The sequence below is a fragment of the Butyrivibrio sp. FCS006 genome (assembly GCF_000424525.1).
GTDB lineage: Bacteria > Bacillota > Clostridia > Lachnospirales > Lachnospiraceae > Butyrivibrio.
The window spans coordinates 554,573-577,658 of sequence record NZ_AUKB01000008.1; the positions used below are offsets into that span (position 1 = coordinate 554,573).

Below are 23,086 nucleotides of genomic sequence, written 5' to 3' on the forward strand. Positions count from 1 at the left end.
TTTTCAGGCTTTATCCAAAGCTATGAGGTTCTTGATACCCTCGATTGTGGTCTTGTAGACCGCATCCATATCATGAACCTGTGGATTTGAAAGACCTTTTTTAGCTCTTTCCTGATTGGCAACTACCAAAAGTACGGCTCCGGTACGAAGTCTTAAGTAGCTTCCGACGATGAAAAGTGTTGAGCTTTCCATCTCTGAGCAAAGGCATCCGCATTTGATCCAGGCATCCCACTTATAAAGGAGCTCCGGTCCTACTGGTTTGGTTTCAGGTTCGTGCTGTCCAAAGAATGAATCCTTGCACTGGGCAACCCCGACGTGATATTTAGCTCCTACGCTCTTAGCACCGTTTACCAGTGCATTGACCACATCAAAATTAGCTACAGCAGGATATTCTATAGGAGCATATTCCTTGGATGTTCCTTCTGCTCTGATGGCTCCGTTGGCAATAACAATATCGCCACCGATCACTTCTTCCTGCATTCCACCTGATGTACCCATGCGAATAAAAGTGTCAGCTCCACATTTGGCAAGCTCCTCAACGCAGATAGCTGTTGAAGCACCGCCGATTCCATGGGATATAACACTTACCTTCTCACCACAAAGTGTACCTGTATATGTAGTATATTCTCTATTCTGAGCGACAAATACGGGATTATCAAAGAGTTTTGAAATAGATTCACATCTTCCGGGATCTCCTGTCAAAAGGACATATCTTCCTATATCTCCCGGTTTAACATGTGTATGGTACTGGTATCCGGCACCTTCTGTATAATCTACCATAATTTTTTACCCCAACATCTTGTATGTGCAAAGTTATACATACTAAATATATTTAACTTATATTATAATCCAAATATTGATTTTTAACAACTCTTGCGACCTATTTTAAGGCAATAACTCAGCCAAGAAGCCCAGGCATCACATGAATAGTGATCTTTCCTGCATCAATATCGATTTCTTTTACACAGTCTTTTATCGCAGGAATATAAATCTTCTCTTCACTGCCTTTTAAAGTCATCTCGTAGACATCATTGGCACCTGTCTGAAGAATTTCTGTGAGTGTACCAAGTTCAGCACCTTCCTCATCTACAATTGTAAGTCCGATGAGATCTGCACAGTAATACTCGCCTTTCTCCAGCTTAATGGCATCTTTTCTGTCAATTGTCAGTTCACATCCCCTGAATTTCTCAACTTCGTTTATGTTGTTAAACTGCTTGAACTTAACAATAACAAACTTTTTAAAGAATCTTGCACTAACGACATCCAAAAGGATCTCCTCACCCTTCTTTGTATGGAGCGTAACTTTCTTTAACTTTTTAAATCTATCGGGGTCCTGTGTTGTGGGAAATACATTTACTTCCCCCGCAAGACCATGTGTTGATGCAATTACTCCAACCTGAAATGATTCTGTCATTTATTCTCCTTCTGTTTCCGGCTTAGGTTTTCTCTTGCGCTTCTTTTTCTCCGGTTTTGGCGGATTGTCGATCATATACTGCTCATAGAGATCAGGCCTTCGCTCTTTGGTTCTGATAAGGGACTGCTCAAGTCTCCACTCATCAACTTTCTTGTGATCACCCGATAAAAGAATCGGCGGTACTTTTTTACCCATCCATTCCTCAGGCCTTGAGTACTGAGGGTATTCCAAAAGACCGTTTCCAAAACTCTCTGTCAGTGCTGACTCATCGTTGTTTAAAACACCGGGTACCAGCCTTGATATTGCGTCTATCATGACCATGGCCGGAAGCTCTCCTCCGGTAAGGACATAGTCTCCGATTGAGACATAGTCTGTAACTATCTCTTCCAGAACTCTTTCATCTACGCCCTCATAATGTCCGCACAAAAACACAAGGTCTTTTTCCTGTGCAAACTCAGCAGCCATCTTCTGTGTAAATACCGAGCCCTGTGGAGTTACATATATAACTCTTGGTTTTGAATCTATTTTATCTTCAATTGCTTTATAACAGTCATATATAGGCTGAGCCTGCATAAGCATGCCTGCTCCGCCGCCATAGGTGTAATCATCCACCTTGTGGTGTTTGAGATCACCTGAATAGTCTCTTATATTTATAGCCTCAAAAGAAATGAAGCCCTTTTCTATTGCTCTTCCTATAATGCTTGTGGAGAGTCCCTGTTCTATCATTTCAGGGAAAAGAGTCATAATGTGGTAGTTCATTGTTCTCCTTAGAAAAAAAGCCGAATAAGAAATATATCTTATTCGGCTATCCTTAATTAAACAATTTCTACATCAACCTTAATGTTTTCTCTTGTTGATGCTGCCTTGACTACAGCGCGGATTGCCTTTGCAATACGGCCCTGTTTACCAATTACCTTGCCCATGTCTGAAGGTGCAACATGAAGCTCGATCATTATATTACGCCCGTCCTTTTTCTCGGTTACAACAACCTCATCGGGGTTATCAACAAGCGCTTTTGCGATAACTTCAACTAAATCTTTCATGATTAACCTCCGGCATATTTATGAAAAAGAAAAATATTATTTCTGAATGCCGGCCTGTCTGAATAACTTAGCTACAGACTCAGTTGGCTGTGCACCGTTTGAAAGCCACTTCTTAGCAAGCTCCTCGTTAACCTTAACTGTGCTGGGATCTGTGTTAGGATCGTATGTTCCGATCTCCTCGATGAACTTACCCTGTACAGGAGCCTTTGAATCTGAAACGATGATTCTGTAGAAAGGAACCTTCTTCTTACCAATTCTCTTTAATCTGATCTTTACTGCCATTTTAAATTTCCTCCATTTAAATAATTAAATTATTGTTGTCAGTTTTATATGTATCAAACAGCTATTGCTGCAATGACATATCGTTAGAATAATTTACCACCGCCGAAAGGATTACCGAATTTACCGAACTTACCAAATCCTCTCTTGCCGCCCATAAGGCCGGGCATCTGTTTCATCATCTTGTTCATCTGCTCGAACTGTTTGATGAATCTGTTAACAGCTGCAATGTCATTACCTGACCCCTTGGCAATCCTGTATTTCCTCTGAGGGCTCATAAGTTTGGGATTCTTGCGCTCCTGTGGTGTCATTGAAAGAACAATGGCCTCTAACCTTGCGAGTTCTTTCTCATCGGGAAGCTGATCATCACCGATCTTGCCCATTCCGGGAAGCATTCCCATGATAGCTCCAAGTCCGCCCATGTTTCTCATCTGTTTCATGCTCTCAAGATACATCTCGAAATCGAGCTTGCCCTTTTTCATCTTCTGGGCCATCTCTTTTTCTTTTTCAGCATCCATCTGAGCGTTGGCTTCAACAGCCTTGTCGATGAGACTTAGTACATCACCCATTCCAAGGATTCTGCTGGCCATTCTGTCAGGATAGAACTGCTCAAGATCTGAGAGCTTCTCACCCATACCAACATAGAGAATAGGCTTACCCGTAACTGCTTTTGTCGAAAGAGCCGCACCACCTCTTGAGTCGCCGTCCATCTTGGAGAGGATAATTCCGTCAACTCCAACCTTCTCGTTGAACTCAGATGCAACATTTACTGCATCCTGACCGGTCATTGCATCAACTACCAGGAGGGTCTGATGAACAGTTACCGCTTCCTTGATGTCAATGAGCTCCTTCATCATTGCTTCATCTATCTGAAGTCGACCAGCTGTATCGATGATAACAACGTTATTGTTGTTCTTCTTAGCGTGATCGATTGAAGCCTTAGCTATTTCAACAGGACTTATGTCAGTTCCCATTGAAAAGAAATCTACCTGCTGTTTGTCAGCATTGATTTTCAGCTGATCTATAGCTGCAGGCCTGTAAACGTCGCAGGCAACCAGAAGTGGTTTTCTGCCTTTAAGTTTGATCTTACCGGCTATCTTGGCAGCTGTAGTTGTTTTACCAGCACCCTGAAGACCGCACATCATGAGAACTGTTATCTCATTTACAGGCTGAAACTGAATCTCAGTTGTCTCAGATCCCATAAGGCTGGTCATTTCTTCATTAACAATCTTGATGACCATCTGTCCGGGATTAAGGCCGTTTAGTACTCCTTCACCGATAGCTCTCTCCTGCACGGAGTTAATAAATTGTTTAACCACCTTAAAGCTTACGTCAGCTTCAAGAAGAGCCATCTTTACTTCTTTTAAAGCAGTCTTAACATCTGCCTCGGTGAGGACGCCCTTACTCCTTAGGCCTTTAAATACGTTTTGAAGTTTATCAGTAAGACTTTCAAAAGCCATCAACCAAGCTCCTCTAATATCTTTTCAGAAATATCCAAGAGATCTTTATCTCCGCCGGATGCATCCTTTAGTCTCTCGGCCTGAGTCTTGATTGCCTCAAAGCGTCTGATCATGTGGAGCTTATCCTCATATTCCTGAAGCGATTTCGTGCATCTCTTTATAAGATCATGAACACCCTGTTTACTGATACCGTGTTCATCTGCGATTTCGGTAAGTGACATATCGTTGTAAACAGCTGCTTCATATATCTGCTTTTGATGTTCTGTAAGCAGTTCGCCGTAGAAATCGTACAGCAAACCCTGTTCAACGATTTTCTCCATAGTTAACCTCATCCTCAAATATGCACAATGAGTATAATATACAAAAAAGATATAGGTGTCAAGTATTTTTTCTTGACGCCTATATCTTAACCTCTGAAGGCATTATCCCAAGCTGGTTTTTAAAAGCTCTGCTGAAGGATGAATAATCACGAAAGCCACATTCTATGCAGGCATTTGTTGCAGGCATACCTCCCATGATGTAGCTTCTAGCAAGTAGAATGCGCTTCTCCGATATGTACTGGTGTATTGAATACCCGGTCTCGTTCTTGAAAGTACGCATCATATGATACTTGCTCATGTAGAACTTATCAGCTAAAAGATCAATCGAGAGGTCTTTATTTAAGTTATTTCCGATATACTCTATAATCTCAATTATCTTGCGATTATACCTGGCTTCAGGCTTAAATCCGAAGTCTTCCATAATGCAGGCCTTATTAAAAGCAATGAGAGCTTTCATCAGATCCAGCCTTGTTGTAAGTTTTCCGGCATATTCCTTATCCTGTTTCTTTTCATCCGCTTCAACAGTTTCAAACATATTAAAGATTTCTGCACTGATATTTGCAGGAAATCTTACCACATAGCTCTTTAGCTCTTTTGCCTTGTCAAATGAATCCAAAAGGCCGTAATGACTTAGAAAATCATCAGAGAGATAAAGGATTATCCTGTCATACCCTTTGCCTTTTGCCTGTGCTCCAATTTCCGGCTTATGTATCATGAATCTGTTAACAAGCACAAAATCGAAGGGCATAAGATCATACTCAAGCCCTTCGATGTTATATTTTACTGTTCCATCAAGTATTAAGATAAGTTTATGAAAGTCGTGATAGTGAAAAGGTATATCAAAGGACTCTTCTGTCTTAATATGAAAGAAGTGAAAATCCTCGTTCAGATATCCTTTTTGCTCATAAGCTTCATAAGATAGTGAAGCATCATATCCATTTTCCATATCAATAATCCGTTATACAGATGTTAAGGTCTACGTCTCCGTCGATTCCATCGACCCTTCCGGATGATGTATACTGCCAGATATCAAAGTGGTAAGGATAATAAAGAGGCGTTCCGTAATATGCGATCCAGATATCGTAATTGTCGACATCAATTGCATCCATCAGCAGAGTGAAGCTCTTTACATTACCATAGATCATAGGTGTATAGCCTGCATTTGAAACCATATCACAAAAAGTCTTCACAACAAGCTCATAATCGTCAGTTGAAAGGTCAACAGTTCTTGCTGAATCAGACTCTGCAGACTCTACATCGATAACAACAGGGTACTTGATCTTGTATGGCTCGATAAGGTCAAGGATTAGCTGAACTTCCTCTTTTGCCTCATCTTCATCAAGAGCCTGTGAATAGAAATAAACGCCAACGTCGATGCCATTTTCTGTTGCGCCTTCAATATTAGCCTCGAAGAAGTCATCTACAAGGAGCTTACCTTCTGTTGTTCCGCGAAGGCCTGCTCTTATAATGGCAAAATCGATACCTGCAGCCTTAACCTTCTTCCAGTCGATCTCACCCTGAAATCTTGATACATCGATTCCGTTTTTGACTTCAACTGTAGAGTCATCTCCTACATATGTAAGAAAACCGTTTTCGTCAAATTCAAAATCATCCTCTCCGAATCCATGATGCTCAATCTCATCAAGGATCGGGAAGAAATAATATCTTCCGGAACTTGCTACAACTATCTGATCCGGAAAAAGAGATCTGATAGTACTTGTAGCTCCGTCACCATTTTCAAGTTTTTGCTGGATCATTGCTCTGATGGAGTTTTTTGTCTCTTCCGCAGCTTCTTCTTTTGCGTCTTCAACAAGCTTTGATGCCTCTGCCTCAGTATAGTAGCCCTCCTGATTCAGTGCATCAAGCTCACTCCTTATGGCATCTTCCTGTCTCTGAAGGTTGGCATTTCTGATAAGAAGAACAATGCTGAAGGTCAGCGCCATCAGCGCAACCAGACTAAGGAAGATAATAGATACTATATTCTGTGTATTTCTGACACCCCTGCGAACTCTGTAATCCCCTGAATTATTCATACCTTACATTCTCTCGTCGAAATAGCTTTTGTAACCCTCACCGAAAATCTCACTTGCACTGGTAATGATCATAAATGCATTGGGATCTTCTTCTCTCACGATGTCTTCTGCAAGAGGTGAGAGCCTCTTTTTAATAGCGCACATTATTACTTTCTTTTTTTCTCCGCTGTATGCCCCCTGAGCGAATACGTGTGTTGCACCGATATCCAGCTCATCTAACAGCCTTGCGGTAATAATGTCCGGTCTGTCTGAAATGATGTAAATAAGCTTGGCACCGTCTCTTCCGTACAGAACAAAGTCAACAACAGCGCTGACAACAAGTACTGATAAGAAAGAATACATAGCAGCTGCCAGATCGTTAAATACGATAGCTGCTATTACCAGAACTATCATATCGGTCATGATATATAGAATTCCGGTCTTAATATGAGGGTACCGAAGCCTTAACAGTTTAATTATAACATCCGTACCACCACTTGTGGCATGACATTTAAATATCAATCCGATAGCAACGGCTGTCATGGCACTTCCGATGGTAACAGCCAGTATCATATCGTGTATTATGTACTGCCCGAAGTATTTGGTACACAGATCCGTAAATACAGAAATCATTGTTGTGGCATATATTGTTGAAATTGTAAATCTTATGCCGAATTTCATAATGGCTATGAGAAGAATAGGTATGTTCAGTATAAGAAACCACATACCTGTTCCTATTCCCACAAGCCTGTTAAGAACGATTGCAAGACCGGTCATTCCACCGGGTGCAAGGTTATTTGGGTCTACCAAAAGACTCGTTCCAACTCCGTAGATAAGAGCTGCAAATGTTATTATCAGATACTCCTTGAGTCTCTTCTTTGGTGATATTTTCTTTGAATTCATTAAATATTGGTCCTTACGATTCTAGGCTTGTAACCGTTGTCGTTAAGAGCATTCATGATCTGCTCCTTATGTTCGGTTCCAAATGCCTCAAGAGTGATTCTGAGCTCAACCGCAGCGTTTCTGTTGATAGAAACAAACTGGTTATGCTCTAATTTTATAACATTTCCTTTTACTTCGGCTATAATTCCGGAAACTCTTGATAATTCACCTGGCTTATCAGGTAAAAGAACTGAAACCGTAAATATACGGTCTCTCATGATAAGACCCTGCTGAACCACTGAAGACATGGTGATGATATCCATGTTTCCGCCGGAAAGTACGCATGCTACCTTTTTGTCCTTAAGATCAAGCTGCTTGAGTGCTGCAACTGACAAAAGGCCAGAGTTCTCAACAACCATTTTGTGGTTCTCAACCATATCAAGGAATGAAACTACAAGATCTTCATCGGGAACAGTGATTATCTCATCAATATTCTTGCGAAGATAAGGGAAAATATGCTCTCCGGGAGTCTTAACAGCTGTACCGTCAGCAATTGTGTTTACTGAAGGAAGTGTTACTACGTGACCTGCCTTAAATGACTCCTGCATGCAGTTAGCGCCGGCCGGTTCTACACCTATTACTTTTATCTTGGGATTAAGAAGCTTAGCGAGTGTTGAAACACCTGTTGCAAGTCCGCCTCCTCCGATCGGTACAAGGATTACATCAACGGTAGGAAGCTCCTTTATTATCTCCATGGCTATAGTGCCCTGGCCTGTAGCTACATCGAGGTCATCAAAAGGATGAACCAAGGTATAACCGTGTTCCTTGGCAAGCTCAAGCGCCTTCTGGTATGCTTCGTCATATACGTCTCCGTAGAGAACAACTTCTGCACCAAGTGCCTTGGTTCTGTTAACTTTGATAAGAGGAGTTGAAGTAGGCATACAGATAACAGCCTTTACTCCGTACTGTTTTGCAGCATATGCAACGCCCTGTGCGTGATTGCCGGCAGATGCTGTAATAAGTCCCTTACTGCGCTCTTCATCTGTAAGAGTCGTAATCTTGTAATAAGCACCTCTTACCTTGTAAGCACCGGTTCTCTGAAGATTTTCAGGCTTTAAATAAACCTTGCCACCTGTTACTGAACTCCAGTAGTCACTGTAAATGAGTTTGGTATCAAGGGTTACTTTCTTGACATCTTCATACGCTTCTTCAAATTTGTCCAGGGTCATCTTGTTTTCGTCAGCCATTGCTATTCTCCTGTTCCTCTTTATTTTCTTCATCTTTATCATTATCAGTCTCTGCATCATCTCTATCTACATCAAAGAGTGCATCGACAAATTCATCTGAATTAAATCTTTCAAGGTCATCAATACCCTCACCGACTCCCACATATTTAACGGGGATATTCAGCTCGGATACGATAGCAACAGCGATACCGCCTTTGGCAGTTCCGTCAAGCTTTGTAAGAACTATACCTGTAAGGTCGGCTGCTTCGCCGAATTCTCTTGCCTGATTAATGGCATTCTGGCCTGTTGTACCGTCGAGAACAATAAAGTTCTCGCGCCATATTCCGGGAAGTTCTTTGTCAATGATCCTGTTCATCTTGGCGAGCTCTTCCATCAGGTTTTTCTTGTTATGAAGTCTTCCGGCAGTATCAACAATCAGAATATCGCAGTCCCTTGCTTTAAAAGCTGATGTTGCATCATAGATAACGCTGGCCGGATCTCCTCCCTCACGTCCTGTGATGATGGGAGTCTGAGCTCTCTCAGCCCAGGTAGCAAGCTGCTCGGTTGCTGCAGCTCTGTAGGTATCGGCTGCTGCAATAATTACTTTCTTGCCTTTATTTCTGTAGATGGAAGCAAGCTTACCAACAGTCGTTGTCTTACCGACGCCGTTAACACCAATGATAAAGATTACTGTCTTTTTGTTCTCAAAGCTGTAGTCATCACCATCAGTTCTCATCTGTTCTCTGATATTCTGAACCAGGAGCTCTTTGCACTTGGCACGGTGGATAATTCCTTGCTCCTTGACTTGAGCCCTTAGTTTATCAATGATCCTGCTGGTTGCATTTATGCCAATATCAGCCATGATGAGGACTTCTTCGAGTTCTTCATAGAATTCCTCATCTACAAATGCATCGTCGTAAAAGACATTGTCCATTCCCCAAAGAAATTTATCTCTGGTTTTGGCAAGTCCGATCTGTAGTTTTGCAAAAAAGCCTTTTGCCATTAGTTTGTAAGCTCCTTATCAATCAGGTTTACGCTGACAAGGGTAGATACACCCTTCTCCTGCATTGTGATTCCGTAGAGTCTGTCAGCACTTTCCATGGTTCCTCTTCTGTGAGTAATAACGATGAACTGTGTACTTGCAAGCTTGTGAAGATACTTGGCAAAACGTACAACGTTATTTTCATCAAGAGCCGCCTCAATCTCATCAAGCAGACAGAATGGTGAGGGCTTAAGGTTCTGAATAGCAAACAAAAGAGCTATTGCAGTAAGAGCCTTCTCTCCACCGGACATCTGCATCATGTTAACAAGTTTCTTGCCCGGTGGCTGTGCATTGATCCTGATTCCTGCTTCAAGAACATCCTCGTCCTCAGCAAGCTCAAGAGCACCATGTCCGCCTCCGAACATCTCCTTGAATACCTTATCAAACTCTTTATTGATGAGTTCGAACTGTTCAATGAACTGCTTCCTCATTGATTCATCAAGGTCTTTGATGATCTCTTTAAGCTGTTCTTCTGCCTCAATAAGATCATCATGCTGTGTCTTCATAAAGGTATATCTCTCCATGAGGTTCTTGTAATCCTCGATGGCATTTACATTTACATCACCAAGCTTTTTGATGGAATCCTTTAGAGTATGAGTTTCCTTCCTCATGGATGGAATATCAGTCATCTCTTCATCTCTCATCTGTGCTGCATCTGCAAGAGTAATCTCATACTCGTTCCACATGTAGTTGATCTGAGATTCGATGGCTTCCTGAGCTCTCTCTTTCTTACCAACAAGTCTGATAACCTCTTTTTCAAGATCTGACATCTGCTTGTTGAGCTCCTGTGTCTTGTCAAAGAACTCCTTCTGAGAAACAGAAAGCGCATTCTTGGCTTCCTTCTTTTCTTCAAGTTCCTTGGTTGCATCGGTCTGGACATCTGTAGAAGCTTCTATAGTGAGCTTGATCTCTTCAATATCCTTTTTGCTCTGTGCAAGTAACTCATCATTTTTCTTGATGGTCTCGAGGATCTCTTCCAAGGCATCCTCTTCGCTTTCGATATCAGCATTGATACGATCAAGGTTCTGCTTCTGGAAATCCTGCTTCTGTACAAATTTTTCGTATTCGATATCCCATTTTGCAACCTTTTCGTTCTTAACTTCTTCGTCCTGATGGAGAGTTTCTAGCTGCCCCTGGAAAGTCTGAACCTTCTCTGAGCACTGTTTCTCAAGTTCTTCTGATTCTTTTAACTGCAAAAGAGCCTGTTCCTTCTCAGCAGCTATTTCGCTTAGCTTACTCTCAATCTCGGCATTTTCTGTCTTAAGGTCTGAGTATGAGCCCTTTTGCTCCTCCTGCTTCTTCTCCTCGTTTTCAACGTTGATCCTGGCAGTATTCTGAGCAATGAACTTGCCCTGAAGTTCAGTTCTTAACTCTTCTGCAAGAGTACGAAGCTCATTTCTCTTGGACTTAAGGCCATCAATCTCAGCCTGGGTATCTTCTACTTTCTGCTTGTATTTCTTAACATTAGCTTCAAGATCTTCCATTTCTCTTCGTCTTCCAAGGAGATTGGAATTGTTCTTGAAAGCACCACCACTGATAGCTCCGCCGGGTACTAAAAGCTCACCCTCTAAAGTTACCATTCTGACTGTGTATTTATATTTCCTTGCAATCTTTACGGCATTGTCGACATTATCAACTGCGACAATCCTTCCAAGCATTGCCTTTGCAACTTTTTTATACTTGGGATCGGTCTTTACAAGCTCATCAGCCATACCAAGTACGCCGGGCTCTTCCAAAGCTTCTTTCGCTTTGAGCTCAGGAGGATTATCAAGAGATGTAAGCGGAAGGAATGTAGCTCTTCCGGCTTTTGACTGCTTAAGATAAGCAATCATCTCTTTGGCTGTCTCTTCATTGTCTGTAACAATGTTTTGGATATTTCCTCCAAGAGCAACCTCGATGGCTGTCTCATATTTAGGCTCAGTCTTGATGATATCCGCAACGACACCGATTATTCCTTTGGTATCTTCCTTGCGCTCCATTACCTTTTTAACACTTCCGCCATATCCCTCATATCTCTCAGTCAGGTTTGCAAGAGCTTCAAGCCTTGATTTCTCCTGCTGGTAGAGTTCCTGGGTCTTTCTGAGCTCAGTATCCTTGATACTCATGGTTTCACGGATGCTAAGCACTTCTTTTTCTGTCTCTTTCTGATTCTTGTTCATCTCAGAGATCTCAGCAGTAATACTGTCAAATTCATCTCTGAGTTTCTTTAGAGTTTCTTCCTGCCTTGATTCGTCGGAACGAGCACGAACAAGCTTGCCGGTAAGTTCAGCTTTTCTTATGTTTACCTGCTCTTTCATGGTATCAAGGGAGCTGAGTTTGGACTTGATGTTTGATCTTGTGTTAATGGTATTGATGATAGTGCTCTTGCACTCTTCAATTTCGTTATTGATGTTTTCAATCTGAGAAAGGGTTGCCTCGAGTTCTTTCCTGGCACTTTCTCTGTCTGACAAAAGACCTTCAGCCTCTTTGTCTATTTTCTCTTTTTCTTCTAGATACTTATCTCTTTCTGCGTATCTTACTTCGAGTTTTTCACGCTCATCCTTCTCTCTTTTCTTGAAATGAGCGTCATTATCGGTTGCGGACTTGATCTTCTCGTTCAGGATACCGATCTGTCCCTCAAGCTTTTCTCTTTTGACCGATGAATCAGTGATCTTAGTTCTTGCTTCATCGATCTCTTTATCTATTTCTTCCAGCTGTTTCTGGATGTTTTCATATTCTTCTTTTGTCTTTTCGTAGCTGCCTTTTGCTTCTTCCAAGGACTCTGTAGCTACGTTGTAATTGTTTTCAGCTTCTTCGAGCTGCTGTTTCTGAAGCTTGTTCTCAACCAGGAACATGTTTACGTCAAGAGTCTTAAGTCTTTCACGAAGTCTTAAAAACTCTTTGGCTACTTCCGACTGCTTCTCTAAAGGTCCGACCTGTTTCTCAAGCTCTGAGAGAATATCTGAAAGTCTGGTGAGGTTGATCTTTTCCTCTTCGAGCTTCTTGATGGCTGTTTCCTTACGGGTCTTGAACTTAACGATTCCGGCAGCTTCGTCAAAAAGATTTCTCCTGTCCTCAGGCTTACTTGAGAGGATCTGGTCAATCTGACCCTGTCCGATGATGGAATAGCCCTCTTTACCGATACCTGTATCCATAAAGAGTTCATTAACATCCTTAAGTCTGCAGGATGATCCGTTAATCATATATTCACTCTCTCCAGAGCGGTAAAGACGTCTGGAAACAGTTACTTCGTCATAATCAATAGCCAGGGAATGGTCAGAATTATCCAATGTGATGGCAACATAAGCATAGCCAAGAGGCTTACGAAGCTCTGTGCCTGAGAAAATAACATCCTGCATGGATCCGCCACGCAGCTGTTTGATACGCTGTTCACCAAGAACCCACCTTACGGCGTCAGCTACATTACTCTTACCTGAGCCGTTAGGTCCTACGATTCCTGTTATACCGTTGTGAAAATCGAACTTTATCTTATTGGCAAAAGATTTAAAGCCATGAATCTCAATACTTTTTAAGTACATTACTGCTTATTCTTTAATACAAGAAGAGCCTGACTGGCGGCTTTCTGTTCCGCAGCCTTTTTGGTCTTTCCTGTCCCCTCTCCCAAATTCTTATCTCCGACATAAACGCGGACCTCAAATATTTTATCATGTTCAGGTCCACTTTCGCCACATATTTCATACCTTACTTCACCCAAATTTTCTCCCTGGGCTACTTCCTGGAGCATCGATTTACTATCTCCAAACATTACCACAGCATCAGTGTTTGTAAGGATATAGCTGTCAATAAAACGCTTGGACTGCTCTATTCCCCCATCAAGGAAAAGAGCTCCAATAACAGCCTCCATTACATCTGCTATGATTGACTCTTTATCACGACCTCCTGTTGCTTCCTCTCCCTTTCCCAGAAGAATATAGCTTTTAAGGTCAAGTACTTTTGCATCAAAGGCCAGAGCACCTTCACAAACAAGAGATGCTCTCATTTTGGACATTTCGCCCTCTTTTTTATCAGGAAATTTCCTAAACAGATAGGCACTTGAGATCATCTCAAGCACAGCGTCACCGAGAAACTCAAGCCTCTCATAGTCAGGATGCTTGTTTATCTTCTGTTCGTTTACAAAAGAGCTGTGCGTAAAAGCCTGAACAAGAAGCTGTTTGTCTCTGAATGTGTAGCCGATGAGCTGCTCAAATCTGCTTATATCTTCATCCTTAATCATAATTTCTCCAATATATAAATAATGAGGCAGCTACAATAGCCGCCTCAAAGTCATCTTATTTACTTGCGATAGCGCTCTTAAGGAGTTCTACGGCTTCTCCTACTGTGGTGATATTCTCTGTCTTCTCAGGATCGATCTGAACATCAAATTCATCCTCAAGCCCCATGATGATCTGGAAAAGATCAAGTGAATCAGCCCCAAGGTCCTCAGTAAAGGTTGTCTCAGGCTTGATCTCCTCAGGATCAACGTTAAGTACGTTTGCAATAACTTCTTTCATCTTCTCGAATTCCATTTTAATCTCCGTTCCTTTTATAAATATTTAGTACTAATTATCATTCTGATATCTTTGCGCTAATCTTCTCACTAATCTTCTGTTCTGTAAAGGTTACACACTGTAAAATTGAATTTTTTACTTCAATTTCGTTGGCACTGCCATGTGTCTTAACAACAAGACCTTTAAGTCCAAGCATTGGTGCTCCGCCGTACTGATCCAGGCTGTAATTAGCAAGTGATTTCTTGAGGTCGTCCTTAATAAGAAGCGCTCCTATCTTGGTCTTAAGACTTCCCATGAGTGAACCTTTTATAATGTGCATCATGGATTTAGCAACACCTTCATACATCTTAAGTATCACATTTCCGGTAAATGCCTCACATACTATAATATCAGCTCCGCCGGCAGGAATATCTCTTGCCTCAACACTTCCAATAAAGTTGATATCGGGACAATTCTTAAGAAGAGGGAAAGTCTCTTTTACTAAAGCGTTACCCTTCTCCTCCTCAGCACCTATATTGACAATTCCAACTGTAGGATTCTTGATTCCTAAGATGTTCTCCATATAAACGGTTCCCATCTTGGCAAATTGTACAAGGTGTGATGATCTGGCATCTACGTTAGCACCGCAGTCGATAAGAAGTGATGTGCCTTTCTCTGTGGGGATAAGAGGTGCAAGAGGAGCTCTCTCTACCCCTTTGAGCCTTCCGATGATAACCTGGCCTCCAACGAGTGTTGCTCCGGTACTTCCGGCAGAAACATAGGCATCAGCCTCTCCATGGCTAACCATATACATGGCCTTAACTATAGAAGAATCTTTCTTCTTACGGATTGCCATTACAGGTGGTTCTGCCATCTCGATCACTTCTGTGGCATTTACAACCTCAATTTTGTCCTTGGGATAGTCATATTTGGAGAGTTCAGCGTTTACAGACTCTTCCTGACCCACAAGAAATACCTTGAGGTTACTATTCTCCTTAACAGCATCAACGCTGCCTTTTACAGTTACAAAAGGCGCATTGTCTCCGCCCATGGCGTCAACTGCAACTCTAACAAGTTCAGACATATTAAGTCCATCCTCAGATTATTTTGCGCGTAAACAAATTCCGCAATCTTTAAACATTCTACTAAAGTGCTATACAAAAATCAAGGCTTTCAAGCATAAGCCTGAAAGCCTTTAATTCTTTGTAAAAATGAGGTTTTACTAAAAAATTAATCCTCAACTTCAACAATGCTCTTCTTATTGTAATAGCCGCACTTCTTGCATGCGCAATGTGGCTGCATAAGAGCTCCACAGTGACTGCACTTTACCAAAGTAGGAGCTGTCATTTTCCAGTTAGCTCTTCTCTGATCTCTGTGGCCTTTTGATGACTTATTCTTTGGGCAGATTGACATTTCAGTAACACCTCCTTACTGTATCCGTATAAGAAACTGCCTTTTTATGGGCAATCAATTACGTTTAATCATTTGCATACCTATGTATTGTAACTAGCAGGTAAGTATTTGTCAACAGTTTTTTAATATATAAGAAATCTATTATTTTTATAATTTCTCACTTTTTGACAAAAACATATCAAATCTTGAAAATAATGAAGTCTTACTGTATCATAACTTCTGTCGGTATATATTTTATCATAAGCGGAGAACAATCATGAAAGAACTTAATTCCTGTAAGGAAGCAATGGCTAAAAGTATTGAGAATAAGTATTTTGCCGTTGCACATTTATATAAAGATGAAAAAGCCATGGAAATGCATATCCATGACTGTTATGAAGTCTATTTTTCAATTTCAGGTGGGAAACAGTTCCTTATAGATAATCAGGTATATGATATCGCTCCCGGAGATCTTTTCCTTATTAATCAGTATGATTCTCACTATCTTACTCAGATTGATAAAGAGCTTCACGAGAGGATCGTTATCATGATCGATCCCGAGTATATGCGAAGCATATCCACAGAAGAGACCAATCTTGACGCTTGTTTTCAGGGAAGATCAGAACATTTCTCCCACAAGGTAAGCCTTACCCAGGAACAGCAAGGCAGATTTTTATATTTTATAAACAAGCTTGTCACCAGCAACGGCTATGGTCATGACCTCTTAGAACGCGCAACCTTCACGGAACTTTTCGTCATGATCAACAAGATCGTCGCTGACAGAGAGAATAATACAGAGGCAGAGAAGCCTTCAACCTACAACGAACAGGTTGACTCCATTCTCTCCTACTTAAACAACAACCTCCAGTACCCCGTAAGTATCGGTGATCTTTCAAAGCACTTCTACATAAGCGAATCTTACATCTGCCGTATATTCAAAGCCGCTACCGGCACGACAATAAACAAATACATGACAGCTCGTCGTATTTCCATCGCCAAATCTCTTCTCGCAGAAGGAATCGGCGTCAGTGAAGTATGCGAACGCTGCGGCTTTTCCGACTACAGTAACTTCCTGAAAGCTTTCACCAAGTCAGTAGGAATATCACCAAAGAAGTATTCTCAGTACTGCAACAAATGAACAAAAATAGCCTCAGGCTCTTGGCCTGAGGCATTATTTTTTTACATTTTGATTTCGTGGATCCATCCTTCGGGAGCTTCTACAGTGCCCATCTGAATACCTGTGAGGGTGTCATAGAGCTTTTTGATTACTGGTCCCATCTCATCCATTCCGTTTACGAAGCAGATCTCTTTTCCATGATCATTGATCTTGCCTACAGGAGAAATAACTGCTGCTGTTCCGCAAAGTCCCATCTCAACAAAGTCTGAAACCTCTGAAAGCTTAACAGGTCTTTCTTCTACATTCATGCCAAGGATCTCTTTTGCAACATAAACGATTGATCTTCTTGTGATTGAAGGAAGAATTGAATCTGTGTGTGACTTAGGAACTACAAGTGAGCCGTCCTTGGTAACAAAGATGATGTTTGCTCCACCTGTCTCCTCGATGTAGGTTCTTGACTCAGCATCAAGATATACGTTCTCTGCAAAGCCTTCTTCATGAGCTGTTACAATAGCATGAAGACTCATTGCATAGTTAAGTCCGGCCTTGATGTTACCCGTTCCGTGAGGTGCTGCTCTGTCGAAATCACTGATCTTAACAACGATAGGCTTAGCACCGCCCTTGAAGTAAGGTCCTACAGGTGTTACGAAGATTCTGAACTGATATTCATCGGCAGGCTTAACACCGATTACATTGCCTGTTGCAAACATAACAGGTCTGATATAAAGTGTTGCTCCGCTTCCGTAAGGTGGTACCCAGTCTGCGTTAGCTGCAACAACTTCTTCTACTGCCTTAATAAATCTATCTTCCGGGAAAGAAGGCATCTCAAGTCTCTTTGCGGAATCAACCATTCTCTTGGCGTTGAGATCAGGTCTGAAGGTAACAATTCTTCCATCCTCTGTCTCATAAGCCTTAAGGCCCTCAAAGCACTCCTGCGCGTAATGAAGAACTCCGGCATCCTCACTTAAGGTAATTGTGGAATCCTCTGTGATAACACCGTCATCCCATTTTCCGTCCTTGTAATTGGATACAAATCTCTTGTCGGCAACATGATAAGCGAATCCAATATTTGCCCAATCTAAATTTTTCTTAGCCATAATAACAGCTCCCCTTCCCGTACTTTAACACGTCAAAGCACTAATTAGTAACAATTATAATTCAAAATAAATTAACGTCAAGTGCCCATTATCCAAAAATCACTTCTTTGTAGTCTTCTTTCTGTCAAAGAGCTTTTTGAGACCGGATACCTTTTTTCTACCCGCATTATACTTCGTATTTGCCTGATCACTTAAAGGCTTATACTCACCGTTTTCAATATATGCAAGGTCGTAATAATCACTGGTATCGGTACTCAAGCTCTTTTTGCGCAGATAATGGTTGGTAATCCTTGCAACAAAGGCATAGAATACAGCAAAAATCGGAACTCCGATGAGCCATCCAACTATACCCCATAGACCTCCAAAGAACATGATCGAGAATATAACCCAGAAGCTTGAAAGACCTGTTGAGCCTCCAAGTATATATGGTCCTAAAATATTTCCGTCAAACTGCTGAAGAACAATAACAAAGATCAGGAATATAAGGGCCTGTATAGGATCGATCAATATCAGCAAAAGAGCTCCTGCTCCGCCTCCGATATATGGTCCAAAGAACGGAATTACATTTGTAACGCCAACTATAACCGAAATCAGCACAGGATAATCTATCTTCAATATCTTGCATCCTATATAGCAAATGATACCGATAATTATAGAATCAACAATCTTACCGCCAATAAAGCTCTCAAAGGTTCTGTGTGTAAATCTGAATGCCGATATAAGCTCGTTGGCTACATTTTCTTTAAAGAGAGAATAAGCAATCTTTTTGCCCCTGGTCGTAAATCTCTCTTTAGAATTAAGAACATAAATAGCAACAATGACACCGACTATAATGTTGATTATCGCGCTTACGCCTGACATTACACTTTTTGAAGCAACCTTAAGAACCGTCTGCCATTCAGGAAGATAAGGTTTAATGTTCCTTGTGATGAACACAGATAATGTTGCATAGTATGAATCCAGCTGCGAATCTATAAGTTCCTGCAGATCGGGATTATTATCAAGAAGTGAATTGGAGTAGTCATCAACCTTTTTGATATAATCCGGCAGATTATTTATGATCTCTCGAATACTGCTTACAAGCTGAGGAATAATGATGATAAGAAGTGTATAGACCAGCAAAATAAATATGGCAATAGTAATAAGAACTGCTATGCCTCTCATCTGCTTTCTCTTTTTCCAATCTGCATCTTTGGAAAAAGAGACATCGATTCCTCTTCTCTTATATATAGGGATCAAAATCGTTCTCTCAATGCCATTTAGCATAGGTATCAGTATATATGCCAAAACCACGCCCATAATTACGCCGGAAATTGAATCCAGCATGTTATTCAGCGTTGAAAGGAATGTCCTGCCATGGAAAATAATGTAATAAGCAAGAAGTGTCCCTACAGCAACAAAAAATATTGTGATGCCCCAGGTTATTTGGTTTTGATTTGGCTTATTCTTCATCTCTTTTACCTCAGAATAAATATGAGTATTATTCTGTCATTCCATCAAGCACATAAACAAGACTGTCCAGGCAATCTACTTCGATATCTTCTGCTTTTCCTCCATCACACTTGGAAGCAAAATCAGGATTCATAGGAATTCTTCCAAGTACATCAAGTCCCCTTGAAGCTGCATAAGCGTCAAGCTTACTCTCACCAAAGATATAGATTGGCTCACCACAGTGTGGGCATTCCATATAGCTCATGTTTTCAACAATGCCAAGAACAGGAATATTCATCATCTTGGCCATATTTATAGCCTTATCGACTATCATTCCCACAAGCTCCTGAGGAGTTGCTACCACAATTATTCCGTCAACGGGAAGTGACTGGAATACTGTAAGAGGCACATCACCTGTTCCCGGAGGCATATCAACAAACATGTAATCTATATCGCCCCAGTTTACATCTGACCAGAACTGTTTAACGATTCCTGCGATCACAGGTCCTCTCCAGATAACGGGATCAGTCTCATTTTCCATGAGCATATTAAGAGACATTACCTTCATTCCGCCTTCTGTTGTAGCCGGAAGCATATTCCCATTCTCGTCGGCAAAGTTCAGCTTGCCTATTCCAAACATCTTAGGTATGGATGGTCCTGTAATATCAGCATCCATAATTGCTGTCTTATAGCCCTTTTTATTCATCAGAGATGCCGAAAGACCTGTTACAAGGCTCTTTCCTACGCCTCCCTTACCACTTACGATTCCGATAACCTTTTTAACCGAAGAGTTCTCATTTAAGGGAGCTCTCATGCTATCTTCCATCTGTTTCTTAAAATCTTCCGGCTTCTTGCCATGTCCGTTTGCCATAATTTCTACTACCTCTGTTTCTGAATTTATTTCTGATCCTTCTCGTCACCGAGATAAGATTCTATGATAAACCTTGGCCTGTTCTTGGTCTCAAGGTAAATCTTGCCTATATACTCGCCAATAACCCCAAGGGAGATCATCATAAGACCTCCGATGGCCCATACTGAAATCACTGTTGTTGTCCAGCCCTGAATAGTATTTCCTGTAAAGTATCTTACAAGCGAATAGATCAGAACTGCAATGCTCACAATAAAGATGAAAAAGCCAAGTCCTGTGATCATTTTGATTGGCTTTGTTGAAAGGCTTGTTATTCCTTCAATTGCAAAACTAAGCATCTTTTTTAACGGATACTTGCTCTCTCCTGCAAACCTCTCGGCTCTTTCGTAGTAAACAACGTCGCTCTTATAGCCAACCATGGGAACTATTCCTCTGAGGAACAGATTAACTTCACCAAACTCTGCAAGGCCTAAAAGAGCTCTTCTGGACATCAGTCTGTAATCCGCATGGTTATAAACCGTCTTGGCACCAAGCTTGTCCATAAGCTTATAAAAGCCTTCTGCTGTTGTTCTCTTAAAGAATGTGTCAGTTTTTCTGGCGCTTCTTACACCATAAACAACATCGCAGCCCTCGTTGAACTTATCGATCATTTCATCAATGGCATTTATGTCATCCTGAAGATCCGCATCGAGAGAAATGGCTGCATCACAAAGGTCTTTTGCAGTCATAAGTCCGGCAAGGAGCGCATTCTGATGGCCCATATTCTTGGAGAGATTGATTCCCTGAAAAATCTCATCCTCATCATGAAGAGCCTTTATTATCTCCCAGGTTGCATCTCTTGAACCGTCATTAACAAAAACAATTCTGCTATCAGAAGAAATCTTGTTTTGTTCAATTAAAGCGTGTAATTTGTCCCGAAGAAGGGATGAAGTAGTCGGCAGAACCTCTTGCTCGTTATAGCAAGGGATAACGCAGAAAAGCCTTCCCATATTATATCCTCCAAATAATTCTCATACCCTCTTATAATAATACATTTAGCTAAAAATCACCATAGATACCATGGAAATTCAAAAAAGCGCCACAGTTTGCTTAAACTGTGGCGTTTATAAGTCATGGGGACGGTTATTTTGACTTCCTTAGTTGCTAACAACTGTGAGAGGTTTAACTCTGAACTGGGTATATGCCAGAGCCTTTTGTTTAGCCTCAGCAGCTGTAAGAGCTCCTTTGGAGGCATCATCAACCCAGAGTGTTACTATGAATACTTGATCTGTGCTATTCCACTGTATTGCGTTTCCATCAAGATATGCTTTCAGGAAATATGTATCACTGCTCTTTACTGCAGCCCTGTTTGCTGCGGTATAATTCGTCTTAGTCACAAGAGGATAATCTTCACCCATAGCATTCTTGATCCTTATCTCACCATTAGAATCGACTTCAATCTTGCTGCCTTCACCCATTTTCCTGGAGCTGCTGAAATACGTCTTAAGCTTTCCGCCTTCAATTTCTATGTCCCTTGCGTAGGTCAGTTCATTCTGTAGAGATGACGCCAGCGCAGAACACAAAAGCTGTGCCTCTGATGCCCTTGTCTCTCGTACTACATTTCCAACGCCTAAGTTAAAACACTGTATTATCACTGAAGTTGAGAGCATCAGGATAATAACCGAAAACAACAGCTCGGCAATAGTAAATCCTCTGCTTTTCTTTAATTTGCTTTTAATCTTCTTCGCAATATTTTTCATACGTTTACCTGAAATAATAAAAGATTGACTTTTTGCCATCGGCATCAGTTTCATTGCACCAGCTGATAGATCCGGTAAAGCTGACAGCACCGGAACCTGTTATGCTCCCTGCTGTGCCGGTCGTCTCGGTAAGTTCCGGTAGCGACGTGGCTTTTGAATTTCTGGCCTCGAAATTTATCCTTGCTGCTGTGACAATAGCTCCCGCAAGCATTACCATGGCAGGCACGATTATAAGAAGAGCCGACAACGTTTCTGTCAGGGTCTCTCCACATTTTGACCTTATCTTTTTTCTTAACAGTGCATTAATCTTCATATTACCTCACAACTTCCAAATCTTTAATGGGATGTTGAATATACGCTTCTCATCTGGTCAGCAGGCCATGTAACGGAATAGCAGGAAACTTTAACAAGTTCCTCCGAACCATCTGCAACATTATCTGTAAAATCATTAATTTGAATTGCGCTTACACCGCCACTTTCGCTTTTAATTCCTGCACATATCAGCTTGTCGGTCCTAACAGCTGCTGCTGCATCCATTCTAACAATATATTTGGACAACACATCTCCGCCTGCTGTCTTAAGAACCTTTGCTTCCGTCACAGCATTTATAGAATAGGAACTATTCATGGTAAACTTTGTCTCAACAGAAAAGTATTCATTGGTGTCCGGATTGGTGAAGTTAGTTGTAAGAGTTTCCTGGACCTCAGTTTCGCCTCGATCGATCTTTCTTGCCAGATCACGGATCATATTCCGCACTGCCTTGCTGACATCCCTCACATCCGCAGTATCCTTAGCCTTGACAACGTCATAAAATGTCGGTTTCGTATCTCCGGAAGCAACACTTTCAATAAAAGCTCCACCATTTTCTGTAGCGTTGAAGTACATGGTGATACTTCCATCTGAAGGGTTCTTTTGCTCAATGTACTGATAATTCAGGGTCAGTGCATCATACTTAAGATATTCATCCGGGTCACCTGCCGCTTTATCAGGTCTTCGTACTTGAGAGTGATCAGGAAGCTCTACTAAGTTACCATTGCCGGTAAGAGCCTCCGTGATGATTCCTGACATGGATTCGGCAAGAAGGAATGACTGCTCATCATATTTGAGTCTCTTAACCCTGGTGGCGGCACTGTATGCCGCGTTGATAACCACAAAGGCTATCATTGCGGCAAACATAAAGCCGACAAGGGCAAAGACAACTGACGCACCCTTTGAGGATCTCAATCTTTTAAACCATATTAGATTTTTCTGAAAAAGAAGTTTTTTCAATTTCATAACTCCATCATCGTTAATCATTG

The 23,086-nt window shown here is 41.4% G+C and carries 25 protein-coding genes; 1 reads left to right on the forward strand and 24 read right to left on the reverse strand.

Features of this window, described 5'->3' with window-relative positions:
• Nucleotides 1-3: 3 nt before the first annotated feature.
• From udp to rpmF, 17 genes are all read right to left on the reverse strand, one after another.
• Nucleotides 4-780: a uridine phosphorylase gene (gene udp, locus G633_RS0102455; RefSeq protein WP_022767099.1), complete on the reverse strand. Its 777-nt coding sequence runs from the start codon at nt 778-780 to the stop codon at nt 4-6.
• Nucleotides 781-898: 118 nt separating this feature from the next.
• Nucleotides 899-1,414, reverse strand: a complete 516-nt coding sequence (gene rimM, locus G633_RS0102460; protein WP_022767098.1) for a ribosome maturation factor RimM — start codon at nt 1,412-1,414, stop codon at nt 899-901.
• Entirely contained in the window at nt 1,415-2,173 is a 759-nt protein-coding gene (trmD, locus tag G633_RS0102465; RefSeq protein ID WP_022767097.1) for a tRNA (guanosine(37)-N1)-methyltransferase TrmD, read from the reverse strand.
• A gap of 56 nt (nt 2,174-2,229) precedes the next feature.
• The gene (locus tag G633_RS0102470) at nt 2,230-2,457 is read right to left on the reverse strand and encodes a KH domain-containing protein (RefSeq protein WP_022767096.1); all 228 of its coding nucleotides are present in this window, start codon (nt 2,455-2,457) and stop codon (nt 2,230-2,232) included.
• Nucleotides 2,458-2,493: 36 nt separating this feature from the next.
• Nucleotides 2,494-2,739 carry a 30S ribosomal protein S16 gene (gene rpsP, locus G633_RS0102475; protein WP_022763995.1) on the reverse strand — a complete coding sequence of 82 codons (246 nt, stop codon included), beginning with the start codon at nt 2,737-2,739 and terminating at the stop codon, nt 2,494-2,496.
• 83 nt (nt 2,740-2,822) lie between these two features.
• The gene (ffh, locus tag G633_RS0102480) at nt 2,823-4,196 is read right to left on the reverse strand and encodes a signal recognition particle protein (RefSeq protein WP_022767095.1); all 1,374 of its coding nucleotides are present in this window, start codon (nt 4,194-4,196) and stop codon (nt 2,823-2,825) included.
• Nucleotides 4,196-4,516, reverse strand: coding sequence for a YlxM family DNA-binding protein (gene ylxM / locus G633_RS0102485; RefSeq protein ID WP_026518956.1), 321 nt, complete (start codon nt 4,514-4,516; stop codon nt 4,196-4,198). The genes ffh and ylxM overlap by 1 nt, the downstream gene beginning before the upstream one ends.
• Before the next feature lie 79 nt (nt 4,517-4,595).
• A complete protein-coding gene (locus tag G633_RS0102490; RefSeq protein ID WP_051199856.1) occupies nt 4,596-5,462 on the reverse strand; it encodes an AraC family transcriptional regulator in 867 nt (288 codons plus the stop codon).
• Between the two features lies 1 nt (nt 5,463).
• Complete coding sequence (locus tag G633_RS17120; RefSeq protein ID WP_051199857.1) at nt 5,464-6,549, reverse strand: glycoside hydrolase family 25 protein; 1,086 nt, start codon at nt 6,547-6,549, stop codon at nt 5,464-5,466.
• A 3-nt stretch (nt 6,550-6,552) separates the two neighbouring features.
• A complete protein-coding gene (locus tag G633_RS0102500; protein ID WP_022767091.1) occupies nt 6,553-7,431 on the reverse strand; it encodes a YitT family protein in 879 nt (292 codons plus the stop codon).
• Nucleotides 7,431-8,657, reverse strand: coding sequence for a threonine ammonia-lyase (gene ilvA / locus G633_RS0102505; RefSeq protein WP_026518958.1), 1,227 nt, complete (start codon nt 8,655-8,657; stop codon nt 7,431-7,433). The genes G633_RS0102500 and ilvA overlap by 1 nt, the downstream gene beginning before the upstream one ends.
• Nucleotides 8,650-9,639, reverse strand: coding sequence for a signal recognition particle-docking protein FtsY (ftsY, locus tag G633_RS17125; protein ID WP_051199858.1), 990 nt, complete (start codon nt 9,637-9,639; stop codon nt 8,650-8,652). Before ftsY ends, ilvA begins: the two co-directional genes overlap by 8 nt.
• Nucleotides 9,639-13,196: a chromosome segregation protein SMC gene (smc, locus tag G633_RS0102515; RefSeq protein WP_026518959.1), complete on the reverse strand. Its 3,558-nt coding sequence runs from the start codon at nt 13,194-13,196 to the stop codon at nt 9,639-9,641. Before smc ends, ftsY begins: the two co-directional genes overlap by 1 nt.
• Nucleotides 13,196-13,891: a ribonuclease III gene (rnc, locus tag G633_RS0102520; protein ID WP_196804216.1), complete on the reverse strand. Its 696-nt coding sequence runs from the start codon at nt 13,889-13,891 to the stop codon at nt 13,196-13,198. Before rnc ends, smc begins: the two co-directional genes overlap by 1 nt.
• A gap of 55 nt (nt 13,892-13,946) precedes the next feature.
• The gene (gene acpP / locus G633_RS0102525; RefSeq protein ID WP_022767086.1) at nt 13,947-14,183 is read right to left on the reverse strand and encodes an acyl carrier protein; all 237 of its coding nucleotides are present in this window, start codon (nt 14,181-14,183) and stop codon (nt 13,947-13,949) included.
• Nucleotides 14,184-14,223: 40 nt separating this feature from the next.
• Nucleotides 14,224-15,228, reverse strand: coding sequence for a phosphate acyltransferase PlsX (gene plsX / locus G633_RS0102530; protein WP_026518961.1), 1,005 nt, complete (start codon nt 15,226-15,228; stop codon nt 14,224-14,226).
• Nucleotides 15,229-15,374: 146 nt separating this feature from the next.
• Entirely contained in the window at nt 15,375-15,557 is a 183-nt protein-coding gene (gene rpmF / locus G633_RS0102535) for a 50S ribosomal protein L32 (protein ID WP_022764007.1), read from the reverse strand.
• Nucleotides 15,558-15,813: 256 nt separating this feature from the next.
• Here rpmF and G633_RS0102540 point away from each other — a divergent pair, with 256 nt between their 5' ends.
• Nucleotides 15,814-16,674: an AraC family transcriptional regulator gene (locus G633_RS0102540; protein WP_026518962.1), complete on the forward strand. Its 861-nt coding sequence runs from the start codon at nt 15,814-15,816 to the stop codon at nt 16,672-16,674.
• Between the two features lie 41 nt (nt 16,675-16,715).
• Here G633_RS0102540 and G633_RS0102545 read toward each other — a convergent pair whose 3' ends face one another.
• The 7 genes from G633_RS0102545 to G633_RS0102575 form a co-directional block, all read right to left on the reverse strand.
• Nucleotides 16,716-17,750 carry a branched-chain amino acid aminotransferase gene (locus G633_RS0102545; RefSeq protein ID WP_022767083.1) on the reverse strand — a complete coding sequence of 345 codons (1,035 nt, stop codon included), beginning with the start codon at nt 17,748-17,750 and terminating at the stop codon, nt 16,716-16,718.
• Nucleotides 17,751-17,849: 99 nt separating this feature from the next.
• A complete protein-coding gene (locus G633_RS17130; RefSeq protein WP_051199859.1) occupies nt 17,850-19,202 on the reverse strand; it encodes an AI-2E family transporter in 1,353 nt (450 codons plus the stop codon).
• Nucleotides 19,203-19,230: 28 nt separating this feature from the next.
• Nucleotides 19,231-20,052 carry an Mrp/NBP35 family ATP-binding protein gene (locus tag G633_RS0102555; protein WP_026518963.1) on the reverse strand — a complete coding sequence of 274 codons (822 nt, stop codon included), beginning with the start codon at nt 20,050-20,052 and terminating at the stop codon, nt 19,231-19,233.
• A 26-nt stretch (nt 20,053-20,078) separates the two neighbouring features.
• Nucleotides 20,079-21,038: a glycosyltransferase family 2 protein gene (locus G633_RS0102560; RefSeq protein ID WP_026518964.1), complete on the reverse strand. Its 960-nt coding sequence runs from the start codon at nt 21,036-21,038 to the stop codon at nt 20,079-20,081.
• A gap of 147 nt (nt 21,039-21,185) precedes the next feature.
• Nucleotides 21,186-21,788 (reverse strand): hypothetical protein, encoded by a 603-nt coding sequence (locus G633_RS0102565; protein ID WP_026518965.1) that lies wholly within the window; start codon nt 21,786-21,788, stop codon nt 21,186-21,188.
• Nucleotides 21,789-21,792: 4 nt separating this feature from the next.
• Nucleotides 21,793-22,101, reverse strand: coding sequence for a hypothetical protein (locus tag G633_RS0102570; RefSeq protein ID WP_026518966.1), 309 nt, complete (start codon nt 22,099-22,101; stop codon nt 21,793-21,795).
• Nucleotides 22,102-22,124: 23 nt separating this feature from the next.
• Nucleotides 22,125-23,084: a hypothetical protein gene (locus tag G633_RS0102575; RefSeq protein WP_207638098.1), complete on the reverse strand. Its 960-nt coding sequence runs from the start codon at nt 23,082-23,084 to the stop codon at nt 22,125-22,127.
• Nucleotides 23,085-23,086: the final 2 nt, after the last annotated feature.